We start from the raw sequence: 20,345 nt of genomic DNA, 5'->3' as shown, positions 1-20,345 counted from the left end.
CGGGGCCGGCCCTCAGGATCCCAGGGTGCGCGCGACCCAGGCGTTTCGCGCGGCCGTCATGGCGTGCGCGAGGGCGGTGTGCGGTGCGGTCAGGTCGAAGCCGTGGAAGCCGCCGGGCCAGATGTGCAGCTCGGCCTGGACACCGGCTGCCCAGAGCGCGGAGGCGTAGGCGACGTCCTCGTCGCGGAACACCTCGGCCGAGCCGCAGTCGATGAAGGCGGGCGGCAGTCCGGTGAGGTCGGTCGCGCGGGCGGGCGCGGCGTAGATCGACACGTCGTCCGTGCCGCGCCGCTCCCCCAGGAGCGCGGTCCAGCCCATGACGTTGCTGCCGCGGTCCCACACCCCGACCCCGCTGTACTGGGCCGACGACACCGTGCTGTCCCGGTCGTCGAGCATCGGGTAGATGAGCACCTGGCCGATCAGGGCGGGGCCCTGCCGGTCGCGCGCCAGCAGCGCGGTGCCCGCCGCGAGGCCGCCGCCCGCGCTCTGCCCCGCGATGATCATCCGGTCCGGGTCCATGCCGAGTTCCTTGGCGTGCTCGGCGGTCCACACCAGACCGGCGTAGCAGTCCTCGACGGGGTACGGGTCGGGGTGCTCGGGGGCGAGCCGGTAGTCGACCGTGACCAGCACGGCATCGTGCTCGACGACCCACGGCAGGGCCTGTACGAGGCCGGAGAACCGGTCGCCCGTGACCATGCCGCCGCCGTGCGTGTGGTAGATGCCGGGGCCGAGTCCCTGGTGGTCCGCGCGGGCGATGACGGAGACGGTGATCTCGTCACCGAGGTGTCCCGGGATCGTGACGTCCCGCCTGGTGAGCCCGGACTCGTCGAGCAGTTCGTCGGTGACCTCGGCCGGGGCCGCCTGGCGCATCTGCGGGATCATCTCCGCGGTGAGCGTCGGCGGTATCTGGTCGGCGAGAACGGCGAGCACCGCCTCCAGTTCGGGGTCGAACGGCGGGCGCGGAACGTTCACGGACATCGGGGCTCCTTCGTCTGCGCCGCGTGCTCGCGGCATGGATCCATCGTGCGGGGCGCGGCGGCCCCGCGGAACCGCCGAACGCCGCGGTCCGGGGCGCCGCGCCCCGCCATTCGCGCGGTCTCAGCCCACCCGGAGCAGCACCTTCGCACCGACGCCGTCACGCAGCGCGTGCAGCGCGTCCACGACCCCCTCCAGCGGCAGCTCGCTGACCCACCCCGTGGTGTCGTAGAACCCGTCGGCCATGGCCGCGATGACGGCGTCGAACTCCTCGGGCCGGTAGCCGACGGCGCCCACGATGTCCGTCTCGCCCATCATGAGCTGGGTGGGCTGGAAGTCCATCGGATGCTCGTGCAGCGCGGCGACGACGAGCCGCCCGCCGGGCACGAGACCGGCCACGGCGGAGGTGATGGCGGGCCCCGCGCCCGCGGCGTCCACCGCGACGTCCACGCCCGCGCCATCGGTGAGCTCGGCGATGGCGGCCGCGAGATCCTCGTTCACGGGGTCGACGACACGGGCCCCCAGCGCGCTCATCAGCGCACGCCGGTCGGCGCTCGGCTCGGACACGAGCACGTTCTCCACGCCCCGCGCCTTGAGCGCGAACCACGTACCGATGCCGATGGGTCCCGCGCCCGCGACCAGCGCGGACCCGCCGGCCTCGACACCGCTGCGCGAGACGGCGTGCCAGCCCACCGCCATCGGCTCGACGAGCGCGCCCGTCCGCAGGTCGACACCGTCCGGCAGCACATGTGCCTTCGACGCGTCGCACACCGTGTACTCGGCGAGGCCTCCCCCGTCGACGTTCGACCCGAGCGCACCCATCAGCCGGCAGGAGAACGGCAGCCCCCGCCGGCAGGCGGCACACTCCCCGCACGACACGGCGAGCGGATACACTGCGGCCCGGTCCCCGACCCGTACGTCCTCGACACCCTCGCCGACCTCGACGACGGTGCCGGAGAACTCGTGCCCGAGGATCTGCGGCAACGCGGCCCCGGTCAGCGGATGCGGCTCGCTCGGATCGAAAGGCAGCGACTCGGGGAAGAAGTAGAAGTGCAGGTCGGACCCGCAGATCCCGGCGAAGGCGTTGCGCAGCTTCACCTGCCCCGGCCCCGGCTTCGGCTCCGCCACTTCCTCGACGCGAAGATCTCCCTTGCCGTGGAACCGTGCTGCCTTCACGCGTCATCTCTCCTTGCCTCGACACTCGAACCCGCCACGAACGCGGCGGCGCCTTCATCGTGGCTCCGCCCGGCTCCGCCGAACCACCGCCAAGCGCGGCGGATTCGACGGACCGGGCCCGCCATGCGCGCGGTGCCCGTTCGGGGGCGGTGGCGAGGTCAGTAGAGGGCGGCCGTCAGGGCGTCGAGCGCGCTGTGCTGACGGGCGGCGTCGGCCTTGTCGAAGGGCCCGTTCCAGTGGAACCCGTAGTAATCACCACTGCGGTCAAGGGTGTTGAGCGCATCGGCCTGTCGCTGGATGAACCCGGAGTAGGGGCGGTCGGGCAGGGCGCGGTTCAAGGCGCTGAGTCCGCGCATGTAGGCGCCCTTGAAGGACGGACCGTCGGCGCCGCCGTCCGAGCCGTCGTCGTTCGGCTCGGAGAGGATCCCGTCGGGGGCGAGCAGCGGCGAGGCGGCGACCGCGTCCGCGATCTTCCGCCCCTTGGCGAGCACCGCGTCGGAACCGGTCGCTTTGTGCAGCTCGACGAGCCCGCCGAGGATGACACCCTGGTTGTACGTCCAGGTGGTCGACTCCCCCGTGTTGACGCAGGCGTCGTTGAGCCCGTCGTTGATCAGGTTGTCCTTGTTGATCAGCTTCTTCGACTGGAACCAGCCCCATACGTTCTGGGCCCGTCCCAGGTACGTGGTGTCGCGGTCGAGGCGGTTGTGGATGCCCGCGGAGAGCGTGATGAACAGTTCGTTGGTGATGCTGTTCTTGTACTTGTGGTCGTAGTTCCACCACACCCCGCCGCCGCAGGTGTCGTCGTGGTGCTTCCACATGTGGTCGGCGTCGGCGACGGCCGTGTCGAGGTACTTCTTCTCGCCGGTGAGGTCGTACGCCCGCAGCCAGGCGAGGCCCCACCAGCCGGTGTCGTCGAGGTACTCGTTGCGGAACTTGCCGTCCTTGGCGTCGACGTTCTTCTCGTAGACCGTGGCGGCGATCTTCTTGATGTCGTGGCCTCCGGTGTCGCCCGGGGCCTGCCAGAAGTCGAGCAGCGCCTGAAGGTCATTGGCGTTGTTCCACCATCCGGTGCTCTCGAAGGCCCCGGTGTCCTGATTCCACCAGCTCATCAGCCCGTCGACGGCGTCCACGGCGTCCTGGTGCCGGTCGGCCGACCGTGGGGTGTCGGCGCTCGCGGGCCCTGCGGCGAGCATTCCGAACGTCAGGGCGGCGGCGGTGAGGAGCAGCGGAAGCCTTCTGCTCGGAAGCCTTCTGGTCGCGAGCGTTCTTGCACGGGTGCGCATGGTGCGGTCCCTTCGGAGAGGCGAGATGGGGGTCTGACATCGTTGTCATACCGCGTTCCGGTGGCGCCACGCCGTGAGAACGAAACCAGGTGCGTGATACACCGTCAACCCTGGTGCACACACCGGAACTTGAGGCCCCTTCAGCCCTGTCACCCCACCTTCCGCGCCACACCCCCGTAGAAACCGACCTCCTCGGCCCCCGCCGCGGGCGGAGTATCCGGACGCCAGAACGGGATCTGGGCCACGCCCGGTTCGACCAGCTCGAAGCCCTCGAAGAACGTCTCCACCTCCACGCGCGAGCGCAGATTGAGCGAGGCCGTCGCCTGGTTGTAGACGGCCGCGGCGTCGCGGCGGTCCGCGAAGTCGCTCGTGGCGTGCGACAGGACCAGGAAGCTGCCCGCGGGCAGGGCGTCGCGCAGGGTCGCCACGACCCGGCCGGGTTCCTCCTTGTCGGCGAGGAAGTGCAGCACGGCGACGAGCAGGAGCGCCACCGGTTCCTCGAAGTCGATGAGCCGGCGCACGTCCGGGTGTTCCAGGATGTGCGCCGGTTCCCGTACGTCGCCGAGGACGACACCCGTCTGTCCCGAGCGGCCGAGGAGGGCGTCGGCGTGGGCCTTCACGATGGGGTCGTTGTCGACGTAGGCGACGCGGACGCCGGGGGCCACCTGCTCCGCGATCTCGTGCACGTTCGGGGACGTGGGCAGTCCAGTGCCGATGTCGAGTATCTGGCGGACGCCGTCGCCGACGACGTGGCGGATGGCGCGTTCCATGAAGGCGCGGTTGGCGCGCAGGCCGACGCGGGCCTCGGGGGCGGCGGCCACCAGCGCCTCTCCGGCCTCGCGGTCCACCGCGTAGTTGTCCTTGCCGCCCAGCAGGTAGTCGTACACCCGCGCCGGGTGCGGCCTGCTGGTGTCGATCGGCCCGACGCCCTTGCCGTCCTGCGCCACGACGTGCTCCCTCCGGAATCAAGATCGGACGAGGGCAGCTTCGCACATCAACTTGCCCGGCCGTCACCGCTATTGCCGCACCAGCCGTGCGGCGCTCGCCACCAGCGTCGCGTTGTCGCCGGCGGGCGTGCCGTCGTGGTCGTGGAGGACGTCCTCCAGGCCGATGCGGGTGTCGAGGCCGAGTGCCACGGCCATGCGGAGGACGGGCCAGGCTCCGCCCTCCTCTCCGTGCAGCAGGATCGGGGCGTCGACGGCGGATCGCAGTGCGCGGAGGAGGGTGGGCGCGGCGTGCGTGGCGGCGTCCGCTTCGTGGTCGACGACTTCGGCGAGGACGCGCAGGACGTGACCGGCGAGCGAGGACCGGCGGAGGCGGGCGGCCGCACCGGTCCCCGAGTAGACGCCGGCCTCGACGCCGACGCCCCTCTCCAGCAGCGCTTCCGCGACCGAGGCGGCGCCCTCCTCGTGCCAGTTGACCGAGGCGTGGTCGGGCAGCACGTCCCAGGCCCGGACGAGCCGCGCCCGTTCGCGCGGGTCGGGCACGGCCCACGCCCCCGTGGTGACACCGACGGGGACGCCGGGGACCGCGGCCCGTACGTGCTCGATCGCCGCCGCTACGACGTCGGGGTCGAGGGTGTCCGTGCCGTCGGGCTTCTTGGGGTGGAGGTGAATGTCCTCGGCCCCCGCGTCGACCGCGGCGCGGGCGGCGTCGGCGAGTTCCGCCGCCGAGACGGGCAGCGTCGGGCACTGTTCCCGCGTACGGGATCCGTTCAGGCACACCTGGAGCATGGGTCGGATGATGCCAGGTGGCGGGGCGGTCGGCGGCGGGGACCGCTCAGTTCCCCGCCCCCGCCAACCGACTGTCAGGGCGGCGTTGCGTGAGTTCCGCGCGGCCGAAGAGAAGGGCGTATCCGGGCGGGAGTTGGGCGAGGATGCGGTCGAGGAGTTCGGGGCCCGCCAGGGCCGCGACCGCGCGCAGGACCGTGCCGACCGCCCAGCGGGTGCAGGCGATGCTGCCGCCGGTGCGGTTGGCGATGTCCTGGACGAAGGCCCAGCCGGTCAGCGGCTCGGTGTCGGGGATCTGGCAGGTGAGGGTGCGGGCGGCCGTGAACGGGAGGCGGGCCGCGAGGTCGACGCGTTCGTCGCCGGTGAGGCGGCGGCCGAGAGCGGCGAGGACGTCGGTGGTGACCTGTTCGGCCTGCTCACGGGTGGCGTAGACACCCTCGTACCTCACGCGCTCCAGCAACTGCTCGTAGGTCGCGTCGGACCACAGCTGACTGGTGGTGGGGTCTGCCGGATGCATCGCTCGAAGTTCCCTTCTGTAAAAGGTGATTGTCGAGTATCGAGATATCGAGTTGTCGGTACGGGCGTGGGTCAGGGCTGGGTCGTCGGCTCGGCCGGGCGGCCGAAGAGGAGGTCGTAGCCGGGCGGGAGTTGGAGCAGGACGCGCCGCGTCAGGTCCTCTCCCGCCGCGTCGGCGGCGACGCTCAGTACGGCGCCGACGTCCCATGCGGCGGTCCGTTCGGTGGCGCCCTCGATCCACGCGGCGGTGGCCCGCACGAACCGTTCGGGACTCAACGGCTCGGCGGCCTGCAACGGGTTGAGCAGGATGAGGGCGAAGGCCTCGGGCAGCCGGGCGGCGAGTTCGGCGCGGACCTCGCCGACCAGGTGCGCGCCGAGCAGTGCCAGCACGGTACGCGCGGCGCGTTCCGCCTCCACGCGATCGTCGTATCGGCCGCGCTCCTGGACCTGTTCGAGAAAGACGTCCCCTCGCATGACCATGCGTGCCCCCGGATGTGTGCGGTCGGCGGACGAGGAGGGGCGGGGCGGGCGGCCCGAAGGGGAGGGTCGTACGGTGGCTGCCGCCCGCCGCGCCCCGGATCGACGCCGAGTGTCACGGTTTCAGGCGCTGATCTGCTTGCGGTCCTTGCCCGCGCTGATGCTGATCTTGCGGGGCTTGGCGCGCTCGGCGATCGGGATGCGGACGGTGAGGACCCCGGCGTCGTAGTCCGCGTCGATGTGCTCGGTGTCGAGCGTGTCGGCGAGCATGATCTGGCGGGAGAAGACACCCAGCGGGCGCTCGGACAGTTCGACCTGCACCTCGTCGCCCTTGGCCAGCGGGCGCCGCTCGGCCTTGACGGTCAGCATGTTCCGCTCGACGTCGATGTCGATCGCGTCCGGGTCGACGCCCGGGAGATCGAAGGCGATCACGTACGCGTCGCCGTCGCGGTAGGCGTCCATCGGCATCGCGGAGGGCCGTGTCCACGAGCCGGTCGTGTTGTCGAGGAACTGCTGGGTGATCCGGTCCAGTTCACGGAAAGGGTCGGTGCGCATCAGCATCGTGAATACACCTCCACGTAGGTCCAGGCAGTGTCTGCCATGCGCTGTCACCTGTTCCTGTTGTAGCATGTCGTCCATCGGATGACAAACACGGTCGTCATCGAATGGATGACACGAGACGAGGGGTGCTGATGACCACCGACGACCGCGGCGTGCCGACGGCGCCCGCCTCCTTTCTCGCCGCCGATCACGCGCTCAAATCGATCGAGAAGAGCGTGCGGGGCGCTCAGGCCGCGCGGCCCGACACGGCCGCCCCCGACACCGATCCGGCGCAGGCGCTCGCCGCGCTTCTGCTGCTGCGGCAGTTGCGCGAGCAGCTCGCCGGATGGGAGCCGGGGCTCATCGAGACCGCCCGGGACGCGGGCGCCAGCTGGGCCGACCTGGCGGATCCGCTCGGCGTCGCGAGCCGGCAGGCGGCCGAGCGCCGCTATCTGCGACTGCGACCGGGCGCTCCCGGCACGACCGGCGAGCAGCGCGTGCAGGCCACCCGGCGCCGGCGGGCCTCCGACCGCAGCCAGGCGGCCTGGGCCCGTACGAACGCCGCGGGGCTGCGCACGCTCGCCGGTCAGATCAGCGCGCTCACCGACGTACCGTCACCGACCCGCGCCCGTCTGACGGAGGCGCTCGGCGCCGACGACGCGAGCGCCCTGCTGCCGCCCCTGTCGGACGCCCACCCCTACCTCGACCGCCACCACGCCCCGCTCGCCGACCGGCTCAGCGAGCTGCTGGGCGGGCGTACGGGAGACGGGGGCGACGAACAGCGGCCGTGAACGCGCGGGAAGCGGAACTCACGCGTGCCGCACTGTCAGTGGCTGCTTCTACTGTTGCCTCATGGGGAACTACTTTCAGACCGTCGTCGACCTCGACGCCACGCACGCGGACGCCGGAACCCTGGCGGACGGCGCGCTCGACTGGCTGGTCAGGGAGGGGATCGTCCGCGCCGAGCTCACCGACTGCGTGCTCGGGGCGCCGTCGGGGCATCCGCCCGGTCCCTCCTGGGCCAAGGCGGTCGGTGAGGAGGGCTGGGAGCCCGACGGCGGACTCAGGATCGAGACCGGCCGCACCGTGTTCACCTGCGGTCAGGGCGACCCCATGTTCGCGGTGTGCCCGCACTGTTCCGGGCGGACGGACTTTTACACCGACCGGCTGGAGGAGATCGAGGGTGCGTGGGACGTCTTCGGCGAGGCCATCGAGGACTGGAGCGACATGGGCAGCGCGACGGTCGACTGCCCGCGGTGCCGACGCCCTGCCGACCTGACCGCGTGGACCTGGTCGGACGACTACTTCGCCTTCGGGTACCTCGGCTTCGAGTTCTGGGGCTGGCCCGAGTTCAGCCCCGGGTTCCTCGACGGTCTCGCCCGCGCGCTCGGCGGGCATCGCACGGTCGTCGTGGGAGGCAAGCTCTGACGGAGCCCGCGCGCGTGGGACCGGGCCGAAAGCGGTCGAGCCGCACCCGGCGGACCGAGTGCGGCTCAGGCGGAAACCGGTGACGGAAGCTGTGGCTCAGTTGTGCTCTTCGTCGATGGTGACGGCGGCGCCGTTGTCGAGCTTCACGACGACGCGTACGCCGCCCTTCTTGGCCGCGGCTTCGAGTTCGCCCTCGGTGCAGCGCTTGTTGTCGCCGTTCTCGCCGCAGATCCAGCCGTTGCCGTTGATGGTCGTGGCGGTCGCGCTGTAGAAGGAGAGCGTGTTTCCGTCGCTGTCGCGCAGGGAGTACTTGCCCGGCGCCAGGTAGCCGAGTTCACCGGAGCGCAGGCCGCTGGGCTTGCCGGTGTCTCCGTCACCGCCGCCGCTGCCGGCGTGGTCCTCGACGATACTGACGGCCGTCCCGTTCTTGATCTTCACCGTGGCCGAGACGCCCTTCTTCGCGGCGGCCTCCAGCTGCTGCTCCGAGCACGGCGTGGCGGCCTGCCCGTCGGCGTCGCCGCAGATCTCCCCCGCACCCTCGATGTCGGTGTCGGTCGAGGTGAAGAACGCCTGCTCGGTGCCCTTCAGGTCGCTGACCGTGTACTTGCCCGGGGCCAGGTAGGACACGGTGCCGAACCAGGTGCCGCTCACACCCTTGCCCTTCGCCGCGCCACCGCCGGACTGCGACTGCGTGCCGCCCGCGGAACCCGAACCGCCGCTGCCCGCCTCGCCCTTCGCGTCCGCCTTCGCGTCGGAGGCCGCGGTCGAGGCGGATGCCTTCGAGTCGCTGGACGTGTCGCTGGCGTCGGCGCCGCCCTGGCAGGCGGTGAGCAGGGTGGTGGTGGCCATCAGGGCGGCGGCGGTCAGGACGGCCTTGCGGCGGTGGTTGCGAAGCATGGTGTGGTTCCCCCGTGCGGTGTGAGCGTGCGGTCGGTCGAACGGTCGGGCTGTGCGCCCTTGTTCGATCTTGAGCCTGCACGATCGGATGCGTGCGGGGGAAGCGCCGTTACGAGGTGATGACGATCTCAACGTGCCCCTGAGACACCGTGTCAGCCGGGTGCAGCAACGGCGACGGCCGCGCCGGGCGCCGGACCGCTCACCCGGGAAGCGTGTCCCCGGGGAAGCCATGACACGGGTGCACCTCGACGCGCATCATCCCTGCTCGTACGCAGGGATCCCCCGCCATGATCTCCGCGGCCTCCTCCGCCGGAACGGTCATGATCGCGGCTCCCGCCACGTCGTCCGATGCGACCGGACACAGGATCGCGATCACCCCGTCGGCGCGCAGCGACACCATGCGTCGCTGGTGTTCGAGTTCCACCGCGTCCGCGCCGTCCATGGTCCGCTCGGGTCCCCAGTGCAGCAGGGCCAGGCTGTACGGCTTGGCCGTCGCGGCCAGCGCCTGAATCTGTTCGTCGGTCACGTTCGCGCTCACGGTGTCTCCCACCTGCTCGATGTGTCACTTCTCCGTGCGTTACCGCTCGACCGCCACTACTCGGCCCGCTACTTCTCCAGGCGCTGCTTGTCGACGCGTTCCGCCAACGACACGATGATCCCTTCGGGCCCGCGGACGTACGCCATCCGCCACATGCCCTCGTACTCGCCGATGCCTCCCACCAGTCCGTAACCGGCGGCCGCCGCGTGGTCGACCGCGGCCCGGAGGTCGTGCACCTCGAAGGCGACGTTGCGCAGGCCCAGTTCGTTGGCCGGCGCGGCGGGCGAGCCCGGGAGGTGGTCGGGGCGCGTGAAGCTCGACAGCTCCAGCGTCGTACCGCCGTCGGGCGAGCGCAGCATGACGATCTCCGTACGGGCGCCGGTCGTGCCGATCACCGTGTCCAGGAACTCCCCCTCGACCGCCATCTTCCCGTCGGCCTCCAGGCCGAGTCCGACGAAGAACTCCGTGACCGCGTCGAGGTCGGCGACGGTGATGCCGACGTGGTCGAAGTGCCGGATGAATGTCATGGGATCCCTTTCCGGGCCTTCTCGTTCCGGGCTTGTCGAGTCTCCCCAAGAGATGCCGAACAAGCCAGCACCCCGGGTTCCTCGGGCCGGGGTGCGCCGCTTCGAGCACACCCAGAACGTCAGGAGCCCTTCGGTGCCCGCCCCTTCTGGTCGGCCACGCCCACCTCCAGCAGGGCGGTCCTCGTCGTGCCGAGGTAGGCCAGGCTCGACCGGTCGAAGACCCAGGTCACGTGGTCCCGCGAGCCCGCGAAGGCGAGCCCGATGCCCTTGCGGCCCGCGGCGTCCTCGACGGTCCGCACGACGCGGACACCGGGCAGCCGGGCCGTGGCACGGTAGAGCGCGGCGCCCAGGTCGGGCAGCAGCGTGGCCTGGCCGAGGATGACGCGGATGTACTCGACGACGGCCTCGGTCCGGTCCGACTGCACGCCCTTGGTGTCGCGGTAGAGCTTCTCGAGCAGCGCGTCCGGGTCGGTGGGCAGCGCCCGCAGTTCGCGGAACGTCAGATACGGCACCCCGGACATCGCCATGTCCTGCGTCCGCGCCTCCTCTGGCCAGTCGCGAGCGTCGAGCGCCTCGTACCTGCGCAGCCCGTCGCGCTTGCCGTCGACGGGGTCCCACTGCTCGCTCACCACCGGCCCTTCGTAGGGGACGGCCCCGACGGTGTCGCCGTCGCGGTCCTTGACGAGCCGGTCCGGGCCGCCCAGCACGGACGAGTCGCCCTGGGACCTGGTGTAGATGTACTGGTCGTCGCGCACGGTGTCGGCGGGGCGGCGGCCCGCGGCGCCCGCGATCCGGTTCAGCAGCCGCTCGGCCTCGCGGCGCTCGGCCACGGTGACCTGTTGCGTGCCCGAGCCGCCCGAGCCGTCCCGCACGTGGTCGACCACGACGGCCCCTGCGGTCACGACGACGGCCAGCGCGAGCGGCGCGGCGAGGCGCCGGAACCGGCGCGAGGGAGGCGGCAGCGGGGAGAGTGAGAGGGTCGCGCGGCGGTCGGGCTCGGTGGGCCGGGCGGATTCCCGGGTGATGTGCTCCATCATGTGCTCCCTCAGAACGCGGTGGCGGTCCTGTCCGAGCTCCGGTCGGCCGGGCGCCGGCAGCAGATCGGCCAACTCCCGGTACTCATCGGGGTTCTGGCCGTCCGGGCCGTCCTGGCCGAGGGCCCGGCGGCCGCTTCGTCGCGGGTTGCCGTTCATGGCCTCTTCTCCTGTGTCGGCGCTTGCGTGGACCGGGCCGCGGGAGTGCGGCCAACCGGTAACTGTCCGACCGCGGCAGGGCGTTGCGGGCCGTCGGGCCGTTCGTCGGCCCCGGAGGCGAGTTCGGACGCGGCGAGGTGGCGCAGCCGTTTGCGCGCCCGGGAGAGCCGGGCGCGCACGGTGCCGACCGCGACGCCCAGGGCCTCCGCCGCCGCTGCGGAGCTGAGCCCCTCCCACACGCACAGCGTGAACACCTCACGCTCGCCGCGCCGCAGTCGGCTCAACGCCCGGTGCGCCGCGGCCAGTTCATCGGCGTCGGCGAGCCGCTGGACCACCTCGTCCGCGATGTCGGGAGCGGGGGCGGGCGGCGGCACCCGGGCCAGGGCGGCCTGATGTCTGCGGGCCGCTCGCGCAGTGTTGCGCGCGACGTTCGTCGCGATGCCGAGGAGCCACGGCCGCAGGCTCCCCTCCCCCGGCAGCACCCGCCCGCGCAGCCGCCAGGCCTCCAGGAAGGTCAGCGACACGATGTCGTCGGCCACGGCGCCGTGCCGTCCGTGACCGGTCAGCCGTACGGCATGCCGGTGGACCGCCGCGGCATGCTCGTCGAACAGCTCCCCGAACGCGTCGGGGTCCCCGTCGCGCACCCGGGCGCGCAGTGAAGTCTCCACACCCTTGTCTGTCCACGCGGGCGCACGCGCTGCTGTGAAGCGCGCCACACCGCCCGGCCGGAGAACCGGAGAACTGGAGAACCGCAGAAGGGGAGTGACTAGATCCGCGAGTTGCGCAGGGACTGCCACACGGCACCGGCCAGGGCCCGCGTCGACCGCGGCACCGACAGGTGTTCGTGCTTGCGGTACAGCTCCCAGTTGTACTGGACGAGGCCGAGCTTGTTGGAGGACAGGGAGCCCGCCTGGTGGGCCCGGTACACCGCGAGGGGTTCGGCCAGGCCGCGCGCGTCGTGGCCGTCCCGCATGATCGACAGCCACAGGGCGTAATCCTGGCGCTTGCGCATCTCCGGCATGAGCCGCGTGCCGAGCACGTTGCGGTCGTACATGGCGGTCAGGGCGCCGATGTAGTCCCGTACCAGCATCTGGCGGTAGTCCACGTGCTCCTTCGCGGCGATCACCCGCCCGTTCGGCACGAAGTCGGTGCTCTCGCCGTCGTGGTCGGCGTCCATCTTGAAGTACGAGGTGAACGTCAGGGGCGCGCTGCCCTGGGCCGCGAAGGCGAGCTGCCGCTCGGTCTTCTCCGGCAGCCACATGTCGTCGCTGTCGAGGAAGGCGATGTAGTCGCCCTTCGCCCGTTCGATGGCGAGGTTGCGGGCCCGCCCCGCGCCGCCCTGCTCGGGCGCCGACTCCGGCAGGACGCGCTCGTCCTGCCGTGCGAACTCCCTGAGGAGCTCCATGGAGTCGTCGGACGACTGGTCGTCGGTGATCAGGAGTTCCAGGTCGCTGTGGGTCTGCGTGAGGACAGACCGTACGGCCGCACCGAGTGTCGCCGCCGCGTTGTAGACGGGCATCACGACAGAAACCAGGGGCACCGAGCTACTCCAATTCAGCCTGGGCTGGGACGACGGCCTATTCAAACATCCGGAGCGGGAGGAGCGGCCGCGAGCCCCACGCCCGTGCCGCTCTACGCCTTCACGTCCCCGGACAACCTCTACGCCTTCACGACCTCGAACAGTGCCGCCACCGCGCCGCGCACCTGTTCCTCGACCGTCTCCGGAGTGGACGCGTCGAGCTTGCCGTCGAGGTGGAGGAAGGCCAGGCCGTGCACGAGCGCCCACACCGTGGTCGACAGGGCGGCGGAACCCGAGTCCGGGAAGGCGTCGCGGACGATGGCCTGGACGTACTCGGAGATGACGGCCGTCGCGGCGACGCGCTCCTCGCTGGTCGGGTCGCAGGGCTCGGCGAACATCGCACGGAACAGGGCCGGGTGGTCGAGGGCGAACCGGACGTACACCACGGCCACGTCCGCGAGCTCGTCCGGCGTCGAGGGGGCGGGGTGGGCCGCGGTCAGCAGCCCCGCGAGTTCGCGGTAGCCCTCGGCCGCCACGGCGGAGACGAGCGCGTCGCGGTCCGCGTAGTGGCGGTACGGCGCCGCCGCCGACACCCCGGCACGGCGCGCCACCGCGCGCAGCGAGAGACCGGCGCTCCCGTCCTCCTCCAGCAGTTCCCGCGCGGCCCGCAGACAGGCCGCCCGCAGATCGCCGTGGTGGTACGCCTTGCCCTCGGCCATGGGCCACACTCCCGATATGTAAATGGCGCACACATTGTAGTCGGTCGTGGCGTTCGGCGGAGATCCGCGCGGTGTCGAGCGACGGACGGCGGGCGCCGGAACCCGCTACCAAAGTCGCGGCGGCGCCTCCCTTCGGCCGATCCGCCGCCTTCCCCGGTCTCCGTAGCGTCGGCCGTATGCGACACGTCACGCCCGCGGTGGGCCTCTTCTTCCTCTCGCCCGTGATCGGCGAGATGCTCCTGGGCGCCACGTCCCTCGACGCCCTGGCGCTGCTGCCGGTGCTCGCGCTGCTCTACGGCAGCGGGGCCCTGCTCATCCGTGAGGTCGTGCGCAGGACCGGTAGGGGCTGGGGGTCGATCCTGCTGCTGGGCGCCGCGTACGCGCTGCTGGAGGAGGGGCTGCTTGACCAGATGCTGTTCAATGCCGATTACTCCGGCAACTACGACATGGTGAGCGTGACGCCGATCCCGCTCGTCGGCACGGGGGCGTACGGGCTGGTCTCCGTGCTGGCCGTGCACGCGCTGTGGAGCATCGCGGTGCCGATCGCGCTCGTGGAGGCCCTGGTGCCGGAACGTGCGGACCGGCCGTGGCTCGGGCGGTTCGGGCTCGGTGTCACGGGCGGGCTGCTGGTGCTGGGGGCCGCGGTCGTGGGGTGGGGCAGTTACGACGAGAGCGGGTTCATGGCGCCGTGGCCGCTGCTGTCGGGGACGGCCGTGGTGGTGGTCGGGCTCGTGGCGGGCGCGTTCCTGATCCCCCGGCCGCGGGCCGGGCTCGAAGGGCGCCGGGCACCGCGGCCGCTCGTCGTCGGTGCCGTCGCGTGCGCGGGCACGAGCGCCTTCTGGCTGGTGCTGCAGCCGAGCTGGTGGGGTGTGGGCGCCGCGCTCGCGGTCGCCGTGGTGGGTGCGGGTGTCGTACGGCTTTGGGCGCGCGCCCTCGACTGGGGGCCTCGGCACGTCTTCGCCCTCGCGGCTGGAGCCACCTTGACGTACGCCTGGGTCGGCTTCGGGCAGACGCCTGATCAGGGGTCGGGCGGCGCCGTGAATCTCGCCGGGCACGTGCTCCTGGCCCTGGGCGCGGTCCTGCTGCTCTGGGCGGGCGGGAGGCGGGTCCGGGGGCACTGCGTGTGAGCTGCCCGAATGGCCGGGTGCGCACGGAGGCCGCAGCATGGGTGATGTCGTCGGTATGCCCGGTGTGTGCCCTTTCCGGAGGCGGTTCCGTCCGAAACGACCTCCGGTCCGCACCCCCGCAGGGCCGCCGCCGCGCAGAGCGAATCCCGTCGAAAGGCACGCGCAGCTCATGAGTGACGACAAGGCCAACCCGACCACCACGGATGCCGGCGTACCGGTCGAGAGCGATGAGCACTCCCTCACCGTCGGCGCCGGTGGCCCGATCCTTCTCCAGGACTCGTATCTGATCGAACAGATGGCGCAGTTCAACCGGGAGCGGATTCCGGAGCGCCAGCCGCACGCCAAGGGCAGCGGCGCCTTCGGCCACTTCCAGGTGACCGCGGACGTGAGTCCGTACACGAAGGCCGCGGTGTTCCAGCCCGGCACGCGGACCGATCTGGTGGCCCGCTTCTCCACGGTCGCGGGTGAGCGCGGCAGCCCCGACACCTGGCGCGACCCGCGCGGATTCGCGGTGAAGTTCTACACCACCGAGGGCAACTACGACATGGTGGGGAACAACACCCCGGTGTTCTTCGTGAAGGACCCGATGAAGTTCCAGCACTTCATCCGCTCCCAGAAGCGCCGCGCCGACAACAACCTCCGCGACCACGACATGCAGTGGGACTTCTGGACCCTCTCCCCCGAGTCCGCGCACCAGGTGACGTGGCTGATGGGCGACCGCGGCATCCCGCGGACCTGGCGCCACATGAACGGCTACACGTCGCACACCTACATGTGGATCAACGCCAAGGGCGAGCGGTTCTGGGTGAAGTACCACTTCAAGACCGACCAGGGCATCGAGTGCTTCACGCAGCACGAGGGCGACCAGATGGCCGCGGCCGACACGGACTACCACACGCGGGACCTCTTCGAGCACATCCGCGACGGGGACTTCCCGAGCTGGACGCTGTACGTGCAGGTCATGCCGTACGAGGAGGCGGCGAACTACCGGTTCAACCCGTTCGACCTCACCAAGGTGTGGCCGCACGCCGACTATCCGCTGGTGGAGGTCGGCAAGATGACGCTCGACCGCAATCCGACGGACAACCACGCGGAGATCGAGCAGGCCGCGTTCCAGCCGAACAACCTGGTTCCCGGCATCGGCCCCAGCCCCGACCGGATGCTGCTCGCCCGGCTGTTCTCGTACGCCGACGCGCACCGCTACCGCATCGGCGGCAACTACCAGCAGCTGCCCGTCAACGCGCCGGTCGCGCCCGTCCACACGTACTCCAAGGACGGGGCCATGGCGTACCGGAAGACCGAGGACCCGGTGTACGCACCGAACTCCAAGGGCGGTCCGGCGGCCGACACGGCCCGCTACGGCACGCCGCCGAGCTGGTACGCGGACGGTGACATCACGCGCGCCGCGTACGTCGACCACGCCGAGGACGACGACTGGGGCCAGCCGGGCACGCTGGTGCGCGAGGTCCTCGACGACGCGGCGCGCGACCGCCTCGTGGACAACGTGGTCGGCCACCTCCTCAACGGGGTGACCGAGCCGGTGCTCCAGCGGGCCTTCGAGTACTGGTCGAACATCGACCGGACCATCGGCGACCGCATCAAGCAGGGCGTGCGCGCCAAGGCCGACGAGAAGGACCCGAAGGCCTCGGAGCAGGCGAATCCGGCGCGGAGCAGCATGCAGGACAAGGCGTAGGGCGCTATCGCCGCGCGGTGGCGGACGATCGGGCGCGGGCCGGCCGCCGGCTCGCGCCCGCTGTCGTGTCGTCGCCCCGGGTGAGGTGGTCGATCAGGGCGGTGGCGGCCGGGTTGCGGTGGGTGGGGCCGCGGCCGGCGAGGACGACCGTGCGGCCCGGGTCCGGCTGGCGGATGCGGACGCACGGGAGGCCCGCGTCCTCGCCGATGCGGCGGGGCACGAACGCGACGCCGATGCCCGCCCCGACCAGGGCCACCAGCATGCCGATCTGCGTCACGTCGCAGGTGATGCGGCGGTCGAGTCCGCAGTGGGCGGACAGTCGGCGCACCGCCGTCTCCAGGCCGGTGCCGGCACGGAAGTCGATGAACGACTCGTGGGCGAGGTCCCGGATCAGGGTGCGGCCCGCGTCCGCCAGGGGGTGTCCCGGCGCCGTGATGAGCACCAGTTCCTCCTGCCAGGAGCCGAACTCCACGAGCCCGTCGGGGAGTTCGGCCGCGTCGGGGGCGACGTAGGCGAGGTCGAGTTCGCCCGCGCGCAGGGCCGCGTACAGCTCGTCGACGGGGGCGTCGCGCACGGACACCTGGATGCCGGGCAGGCGCCGGTGGAACAGGGCCAGCTCCGTGGGCAGGTCCACGCAGGTGAGGGTCTGGATCGTGCCGATGGCCACGCGTCCGGTGGTCAGGCCCGCGACGGCGGCGACCGCGTCCCGGGCCGCGTCGGCGCCCGCGAGGAGCGACCTGGCCTGCGGCAACAGGGCGCGCCCTGCCTCCGTGAGCACGACGCGGCGGCCCGTGCGGTCGAAGAGGTCGGCGCCCAGTTCGCGCTCCAGGTTGCGGATGGACGTGCTGAGCGCGGACTGCACGATGAGCTCGGACCGGGCGGCGGCCGTGAACGTGCCCTCCGTGACGACCGCCAGGAAGTGGCGGAGCTGACGCATCTCCATGCCGCCACCTTAGAGAGCGAGGCCGGAGTCATCCATCGGTTTCATAGATGACAGGTAGCGATTCGATCTGTTGGACCGACCGGGCCGGGTCGCCCGATCCTGCTGCCATGAACCGCGTACCCGCCCTGTGGACCGCCGCCTACTCGCCCCGCCACCCGTCCCCGCTGCGCGCCGCGGCCCGCCAACTCCTGCGCCTGCGCTGCTTCCTGCGGGCGCTGGCGCTGGCGGATCACACGCCGGGCGGCGGGTACTAGGCACCGTCGTACGGGGCCCGGGCAGCGGCCGACCGGTTGCTGGACGTAGGCTTCGGGCGTGACTGAGATGCTGAATCCGACGCCCGACGAAGCCTTCGCGATGCTGCTGGACGGCAACCGGCGCTTCGTCACCGGTACCCCCGGGCACCCCAACCAGGACGCCGCGCGGCGCACCGAGATCGCACCGGGCCAGAACCCCTTCGCCGTGCTGTTCGGCTGCTCCGACTCCCGCCTCGCCGCCGAGATCATCTTCGATCAGGGGCTCGGCGACATGTTCGTGGTCCGTACGGCGGGACACGTCGTGGGTTCGGAGGTGCTGGGCAGCATCGAGTACGGCGTGAGCGTGCTGGGCTGCCCGCTGGTCGTGGTCCTCGGCCACGACTCGTGCGGGGCCATCGCCGCCGCGAAGGACGCCGCCGACGGGGGCAGGGCGCCCGCCGGGTTCGTGCGCGACGTCGTGGAGCGGGTGACGCCGAGCGTGCTCGCCGCCCGTGCGGCCGGCCGGGTCGAGGACCAGGAGATCCTGCACGAGCACATCCGGCACAGCGTCGACCTGCTGCTCGACCGGTCCCGTGTGCTGTCCGAGGAGGTGGCCGCCGGGCGTCTCGCCGTGGTGGGCCTGTCCTACCGGCTCGCCGACGGCACCGCGCAGCTCGTCGCCTCCCACGGTCTGAGCGAAACCGCCGCCGCCGCGCGGTGATCCCCCTCCCCATCGAAAGAAGCGCACCACAGTGAAGGACACCGCGCCGGTGACGGCATCCGGCAGCGACATCGACGTACGGGCGGACGCCGCCGACATCGAGAAGGCGGTCGGCGTGCTGCGCGCCGGCGGCCTCGTCGCCCTGCCCACGGAGACCGTGTACGGGCTCGCCGCGGACGCCGAGGACCCGGCGGCCGTCGCCCGCATCTTCCAGACCAAGGGCCGGCCGCCGAACCACCCGCTCATCGTGCACATCGGCGGCGCCGAGCACCTGGACGCGTGGGCGGAGGACGTGCCGGAGGCGGCGCGGCTGCTGGCGGAGCGGTTCTGGCCGGGGCCGCTGACGATGGTGCTGCGGCGCGGCGCGCGGGTCCCGTACGAGACGACGGGCGGCCTGGACACGGTGGCGGTGCGGGTGCCGAACCACCCCGTGGCCCTCGCGCTCCTGGACGCCTTCGGTGGCGGTGTCGCGGCGCCGTCCGCCAACCGCTTCGGTTCGGTCAGCCCGACCACCGCCGACGACGTCCGCGCCGAGCTGGGCGACGGCGTCGACTTCGTGCTCGAGGGCGGCGCCTGCGAGGTCGGCGTCGAGTCGACGATCATCGACGCCACCAGCGAGTCGCTGAGCATCCTGCGGCCGGGCGGCGTGACGCGCGAGGAGCTGGAGGAGGCCCTGGGCCGCCCGCTCGACGTCCCGGACACCAGCGAGGTCCGGGTGCCGGGCCAGCACCCCTCGCACTACGCGCCGAACGCGCGCGTGGTCCTCGTCGACCCCGACGAGATCGTCGCCGAGGCGGAGCGCGCGCGGGAGCTCGGCCATCGGGTGGGCGTGTTCCTGCCGGCCGACCTCTCCGGCACCCCCGTCGACGCGCACGCCGTGGTCACCGTCCCGGCGTCCCTCGACGCCTACGCCCGCGGCCTGTACGGCTACCTGCGGGAGCTGGACCGGCAGGGCTGCGATCTGATCCTGGCGTACCTGCCGGAGCAGGAGGGCCTCGGCCTCGCGATCGCCAACCGGCTGCGCCGTGCGGCCGGGCCCCGTCCCGCGTAGGGACCGGGGCCCGGAAGGGGTCAGCGGGCGGCGAGCAGTTCCAGCGTGTCGATGACCCGGTTCGAGAAGCCCCACTCGTTGTCGTACCAGGCGACCACCTTGATGTGTCGGCCGTCGACGCGGGTGAGGGCCGAGTCGAAGATCGACGACGCCGGGTTGCCCACGATGTCGGTCGAGACCAGCGGGTCCTCCGAGTACTCCAGGACACCGGCGAGCGGTCCTTCGGCGGCTGCGCGGTAGGCGGCCAGCACCTCGTCGCGCGTCACGTCGCGGGCGACCGTCGTGTTGAGCTCGACGATCGAGCCGACCGGGACGGGAACGCGGATCGAGTCGCCGGACAGCTTGCCGTCGAGGCTCGGCAGGACCAGGCCGATCGCCTTGGCGGCGCCGGTCGTGGTCGGCACGATGTTGACGCCGGCGGCGCGGGCGCGGCGGGGGTCGCGGTGCGGGCCGTCCTGGAGGTTCTGCTCCTGGGTGTACGCGTGCACGGTCGTCATGAACCCGTGCTCGATGCCCGCGACGTCGTCGAGGACCTTGGCGAGCGGCGCGAGCGCGTTGGTGGTGCAGGACGCGTTCGACACGATGGTGTGCACGTCCGGGTCGTACGCGTCGGTGTTCACGCCGTAGGCGAGGGTGACGTCGGCGCCGTCCGACGGGGCGCTGACCAGCACCTTCCTCGCGCCCGCGTCGAGGTGGGCGCGGGCGGCCTTCGCCGAGGTGAACCGGCCCGTGGCCTCCAGGACGATGTCGACGTCGAGTTCGGCCCAGGGCAGCTTCGCCGGTTCCCGCTCGGCCAGCACCTTGATGCGGCGGCCGTCGACGACGAGCTCGTCCCCTTCGGCGGTCACCGGGCGGCCGAGGCGTCCCGCCGTGCTGTCGTAGGCGAGCAGCCGGGCGAGCGCGGTGGGCTCGGTGAGGTCGTTGACGGCGACGATCTCCAGATCGCTGTCCCGCTCGATGAGCGCGCGCAGCACGTTGCGTCCGATGCGGCCGAATCCGTTGATGGCGATGCGAGTCATGAATGGTGTCCCTTCCGTTCCCCACCAGGCTCGCGCGCGG

The 20,345-nt window shown here is 71.9% G+C and carries 24 protein-coding genes; 7 read left to right on the top strand and 17 right to left on the bottom strand.

The features are described from left to right. Positions 1–12 precede the first annotated feature (12 nt). The 8 genes from ACTWJ8_RS35545 to ACTWJ8_RS35510 form a co-directional block, all read right to left on the bottom strand. Positions 13–978, bottom strand: coding sequence for an alpha/beta hydrolase (locus ACTWJ8_RS35545; RefSeq protein WP_443261619.1), 966 nt, complete (start codon positions 976–978; stop codon positions 13–15). A 120-nt stretch (positions 979–1,098) separates the two neighbouring features. Beyond that, the gene (locus ACTWJ8_RS35540; protein WP_443261618.1) at positions 1,099–2,151 is read right to left on the bottom strand and encodes a 2,3-butanediol dehydrogenase; all 1,053 of its coding nucleotides are present in this window, start codon (positions 2,149–2,151) and stop codon (positions 1,099–1,101) included. Positions 2,152–2,309: 158 nt separating this feature from the next. Further along, complete coding sequence (locus ACTWJ8_RS35535) at positions 2,310–3,434, bottom strand: glycoside hydrolase family 76 protein (RefSeq protein WP_356373159.1); 1,125 nt, start codon at positions 3,432–3,434, stop codon at positions 2,310–2,312. A 149-nt stretch (positions 3,435–3,583) separates the two neighbouring features. After that, positions 3,584–4,381, bottom strand: a complete 798-nt coding sequence (locus tag ACTWJ8_RS35530) for an SAM-dependent methyltransferase (protein ID WP_356373160.1) — start codon at positions 4,379–4,381, stop codon at positions 3,584–3,586. Between the two features lie 69 nt (positions 4,382–4,450). Beyond that, positions 4,451–5,167 (bottom strand): 3-keto-5-aminohexanoate cleavage protein, encoded by a 717-nt coding sequence (locus tag ACTWJ8_RS35525; RefSeq protein ID WP_443261617.1) that lies wholly within the window; start codon positions 5,165–5,167, stop codon positions 4,451–4,453. Between the two features lie 46 nt (positions 5,168–5,213). Beyond that, positions 5,214–5,681, bottom strand: a complete 468-nt coding sequence (locus tag ACTWJ8_RS35520; RefSeq protein ID WP_443261615.1) for a DUF2267 domain-containing protein — start codon at positions 5,679–5,681, stop codon at positions 5,214–5,216. A 71-nt stretch (positions 5,682–5,752) separates the two neighbouring features. Continuing rightward, positions 5,753–6,160 (bottom strand): DUF2267 domain-containing protein, encoded by a 408-nt coding sequence (locus ACTWJ8_RS35515; protein ID WP_356373163.1) that lies wholly within the window; start codon positions 6,158–6,160, stop codon positions 5,753–5,755. Positions 6,161–6,280: 120 nt separating this feature from the next. Further along, positions 6,281–6,718 (bottom strand): Hsp20/alpha crystallin family protein, encoded by a 438-nt coding sequence (locus ACTWJ8_RS35510; protein ID WP_356373164.1) that lies wholly within the window; start codon positions 6,716–6,718, stop codon positions 6,281–6,283. A 131-nt stretch (positions 6,719–6,849) separates the two neighbouring features. Here ACTWJ8_RS35510 and ACTWJ8_RS35505 point away from each other — a divergent pair, with 131 nt between their 5' ends. Together ACTWJ8_RS35505 and ACTWJ8_RS35500 are read left to right on the top strand one after the other, a co-directional pair. Continuing rightward, positions 6,850–7,488 (top strand): type III effector protein, encoded by a 639-nt coding sequence (locus ACTWJ8_RS35505; RefSeq protein WP_443261614.1) that lies wholly within the window; start codon positions 6,850–6,852, stop codon positions 7,486–7,488. A gap of 61 nt (positions 7,489–7,549) precedes the next feature. Then, positions 7,550–8,125 (top strand): hypothetical protein, encoded by a 576-nt coding sequence (locus tag ACTWJ8_RS35500; RefSeq protein ID WP_443261612.1) that lies wholly within the window; start codon positions 7,550–7,552, stop codon positions 8,123–8,125. Positions 8,126–8,221: 96 nt separating this feature from the next. On the opposite strand, the gene ACTWJ8_RS35495 is transcribed toward ACTWJ8_RS35500, so the two are convergent. The 7 genes from ACTWJ8_RS35495 to ACTWJ8_RS35465 form a co-directional block, all read right to left on the bottom strand. Continuing rightward, complete coding sequence (locus ACTWJ8_RS35495) at positions 8,222–9,022, bottom strand: hypothetical protein (protein ID WP_443261611.1); 801 nt, start codon at positions 9,020–9,022, stop codon at positions 8,222–8,224. A 199-nt stretch (positions 9,023–9,221) separates the two neighbouring features. Then, positions 9,222–9,560 (bottom strand): hypothetical protein, encoded by a 339-nt coding sequence (locus ACTWJ8_RS35490; protein ID WP_443261610.1) that lies wholly within the window; start codon positions 9,558–9,560, stop codon positions 9,222–9,224. Between the two features lie 68 nt (positions 9,561–9,628). Continuing rightward, positions 9,629–10,087 (bottom strand): VOC family protein, encoded by a 459-nt coding sequence (locus ACTWJ8_RS35485; RefSeq protein WP_356373169.1) that lies wholly within the window; start codon positions 10,085–10,087, stop codon positions 9,629–9,631. Between the two features lie 119 nt (positions 10,088–10,206). Beyond that, positions 10,207–11,280 (bottom strand): CU044_5270 family protein, encoded by a 1,074-nt coding sequence (locus ACTWJ8_RS35480; protein WP_443261609.1) that lies wholly within the window; start codon positions 11,278–11,280, stop codon positions 10,207–10,209. After that, positions 11,277–11,948 (bottom strand): RNA polymerase sigma factor, encoded by a 672-nt coding sequence (locus ACTWJ8_RS35475; protein WP_356373171.1) that lies wholly within the window; start codon positions 11,946–11,948, stop codon positions 11,277–11,279. The genes ACTWJ8_RS35480 and ACTWJ8_RS35475 overlap by 4 nt, the downstream gene beginning before the upstream one ends. A 98-nt stretch (positions 11,949–12,046) precedes the next feature. After that, the gene (locus ACTWJ8_RS35470; RefSeq protein WP_356373172.1) at positions 12,047–12,820 is read right to left on the bottom strand and encodes a glycosyltransferase family 2 protein; all 774 of its coding nucleotides are present in this window, start codon (positions 12,818–12,820) and stop codon (positions 12,047–12,049) included. A 119-nt stretch (positions 12,821–12,939) separates the two neighbouring features. Continuing rightward, a complete protein-coding gene (locus tag ACTWJ8_RS35465) occupies positions 12,940–13,518 on the bottom strand; it encodes a TetR/AcrR family transcriptional regulator (protein ID WP_443261608.1) in 579 nt (192 codons plus the stop codon). Between the two features lie 176 nt (positions 13,519–13,694). Here ACTWJ8_RS35465 and ACTWJ8_RS35460 point away from each other — a divergent pair, with 176 nt between their 5' ends. Together ACTWJ8_RS35460 and ACTWJ8_RS35455 are read left to right on the top strand one after the other, a co-directional pair. Further along, positions 13,695–14,645, top strand: coding sequence for a DUF998 domain-containing protein (locus tag ACTWJ8_RS35460; RefSeq protein ID WP_443261607.1), 951 nt, complete (start codon positions 13,695–13,697; stop codon positions 14,643–14,645). Positions 14,646–14,814: 169 nt separating this feature from the next. After that, a complete protein-coding gene (locus ACTWJ8_RS35455) occupies positions 14,815–16,338 on the top strand; it encodes a catalase (protein WP_443261606.1) in 1,524 nt (507 codons plus the stop codon). Between the two features lie 4 nt (positions 16,339–16,342). Here ACTWJ8_RS35455 and ACTWJ8_RS35450 read toward each other — a convergent pair whose 3' ends face one another. Continuing rightward, on the bottom strand, positions 16,343–17,281 hold the full coding sequence (locus ACTWJ8_RS35450) for a LysR family transcriptional regulator (RefSeq protein WP_356373176.1): 939 nt from the start codon (positions 17,279–17,281) through the stop codon (positions 16,343–16,345). 107 nt (positions 17,282–17,388) lie between these two features. Between ACTWJ8_RS35450 and ACTWJ8_RS35445 the strand changes: the two genes are divergently transcribed. The 3 genes from ACTWJ8_RS35445 (at position 17,389) to ACTWJ8_RS35435 (ending at position 19,286) form a co-directional block, all read left to right on the top strand. Next, complete coding sequence (locus ACTWJ8_RS35445) at positions 17,389–17,535, top strand: hypothetical protein (protein ID WP_356373177.1); 147 nt, start codon at positions 17,389–17,391, stop codon at positions 17,533–17,535. 67 nt (positions 17,536–17,602) lie between these two features. Then, complete coding sequence (locus ACTWJ8_RS35440) at positions 17,603–18,235, top strand: carbonic anhydrase (protein ID WP_443265093.1); 633 nt, start codon at positions 17,603–17,605, stop codon at positions 18,233–18,235. 70 nt (positions 18,236–18,305) lie between these two features. Further along, the gene (locus tag ACTWJ8_RS35435; protein ID WP_443265091.1) at positions 18,306–19,286 is read left to right on the top strand and encodes an L-threonylcarbamoyladenylate synthase; all 981 of its coding nucleotides are present in this window, start codon (positions 18,306–18,308) and stop codon (positions 19,284–19,286) included. 20 nt (positions 19,287–19,306) lie between these two features. On the opposite strand, the gene gap is transcribed toward ACTWJ8_RS35435, so the two are convergent. Next, entirely contained in the window at positions 19,307–20,305 is a 999-nt protein-coding gene (gene gap, locus ACTWJ8_RS35430; RefSeq protein WP_443261604.1) for a type I glyceraldehyde-3-phosphate dehydrogenase, read from the bottom strand. Between the last annotated feature and the right edge of the window lie 40 nt (positions 20,306–20,345).

It is taken from the genome of Streptomyces sp. SDT5-1 (assembly GCF_052245995.1).
Classification (GTDB): Bacteria; Actinomycetota; Actinomycetes; order Streptomycetales; family Streptomycetaceae; genus Streptomyces.
Note: the sequence above shows the minus strand (reverse complement) of the source record. Positions and strands in the feature narration are given on the sequence as shown.

What these genes read in the sequence shown, in the direction of transcription:
- ACTWJ8_RS35465 (WP_443261608.1), bottom strand. Translation starts at nt 13,518, where the DNA reads ATGGCCGAGGGCAAGGCGTACCACCACGGCGATCTGCGGGCGGCCTGT.
- ACTWJ8_RS35520 (WP_443261615.1), bottom strand. Translation starts at nt 5,681, where the DNA reads ATGCATCCGGCAGACCCCACCACCAGTCAGCTGTGGTCCGACGCGACC.
- ACTWJ8_RS35450 (WP_356373176.1), bottom strand. Translation starts at nt 17,281, where the DNA reads ATGGAGATGCGTCAGCTCCGCCACTTCCTGGCGGTCGTCACGGAGGGC.
- ACTWJ8_RS35440 (WP_443265093.1), top strand. Translation starts at nt 17,603, where the DNA reads ATGCTGAATCCGACGCCCGACGAAGCCTTCGCGATGCTGCTGGACGGC.
- ACTWJ8_RS35510 (WP_356373164.1), bottom strand. Translation starts at nt 6,718, where the DNA reads ATGCTGATGCGCACCGACCCTTTCCGTGAACTGGACCGGATCACCCAG.
- ACTWJ8_RS35445 (WP_356373177.1), top strand. Translation starts at nt 17,389, where the DNA reads ATGAACCGCGTACCCGCCCTGTGGACCGCCGCCTACTCGCCCCGCCAC.
- ACTWJ8_RS35515 (WP_356373163.1), bottom strand. Translation starts at nt 6,160, where the DNA reads ATGGTCATGCGAGGGGACGTCTTTCTCGAACAGGTCCAGGAGCGCGGC.
- ACTWJ8_RS35455 (WP_443261606.1), top strand. Translation starts at nt 14,815, where the DNA reads ATGAGTGACGACAAGGCCAACCCGACCACCACGGATGCCGGCGTACCG.
- ACTWJ8_RS35505 (WP_443261614.1), top strand. Translation starts at nt 6,850, where the DNA reads ATGACCACCGACGACCGCGGCGTGCCGACGGCGCCCGCCTCCTTTCTC.
- ACTWJ8_RS35525 (WP_443261617.1), bottom strand. Translation starts at nt 5,167, where the DNA reads ATGCTCCAGGTGTGCCTGAACGGATCCCGTACGCGGGAACAGTGCCCG.
- ACTWJ8_RS35485 (WP_356373169.1), bottom strand. Translation starts at nt 10,087, where the DNA reads ATGACATTCATCCGGCACTTCGACCACGTCGGCATCACCGTCGCCGAC.
- ACTWJ8_RS35460 (WP_443261607.1), top strand. Translation starts at nt 13,695, where the DNA reads ATGCGACACGTCACGCCCGCGGTGGGCCTCTTCTTCCTCTCGCCCGTG.
- ACTWJ8_RS35495 (WP_443261611.1), bottom strand. Translation starts at nt 9,022, where the DNA reads ATGCTTCGCAACCACCGCCGCAAGGCCGTCCTGACCGCCGCCGCCCTG.
- ACTWJ8_RS35535 (WP_356373159.1), bottom strand. Translation starts at nt 3,434, where the DNA reads ATGCGCACCCGTGCAAGAACGCTCGCGACCAGAAGGCTTCCGAGCAGA.
- ACTWJ8_RS35545 (WP_443261619.1), bottom strand. Translation starts at nt 978, where the DNA reads ATGTCCGTGAACGTTCCGCGCCCGCCGTTCGACCCCGAACTGGAGGCG.
- ACTWJ8_RS35500 (WP_443261612.1), top strand. Translation starts at nt 7,550, where the DNA reads ATGGGGAACTACTTTCAGACCGTCGTCGACCTCGACGCCACGCACGCG.
- gap (WP_443261604.1), bottom strand. Translation starts at nt 20,305, where the DNA reads ATGACTCGCATCGCCATCAACGGATTCGGCCGCATCGGACGCAACGTG.
- ACTWJ8_RS35480 (WP_443261609.1), bottom strand. Translation starts at nt 11,280, where the DNA reads ATGAACGGCAACCCGCGACGAAGCGGCCGCCGGGCCCTCGGCCAGGAC.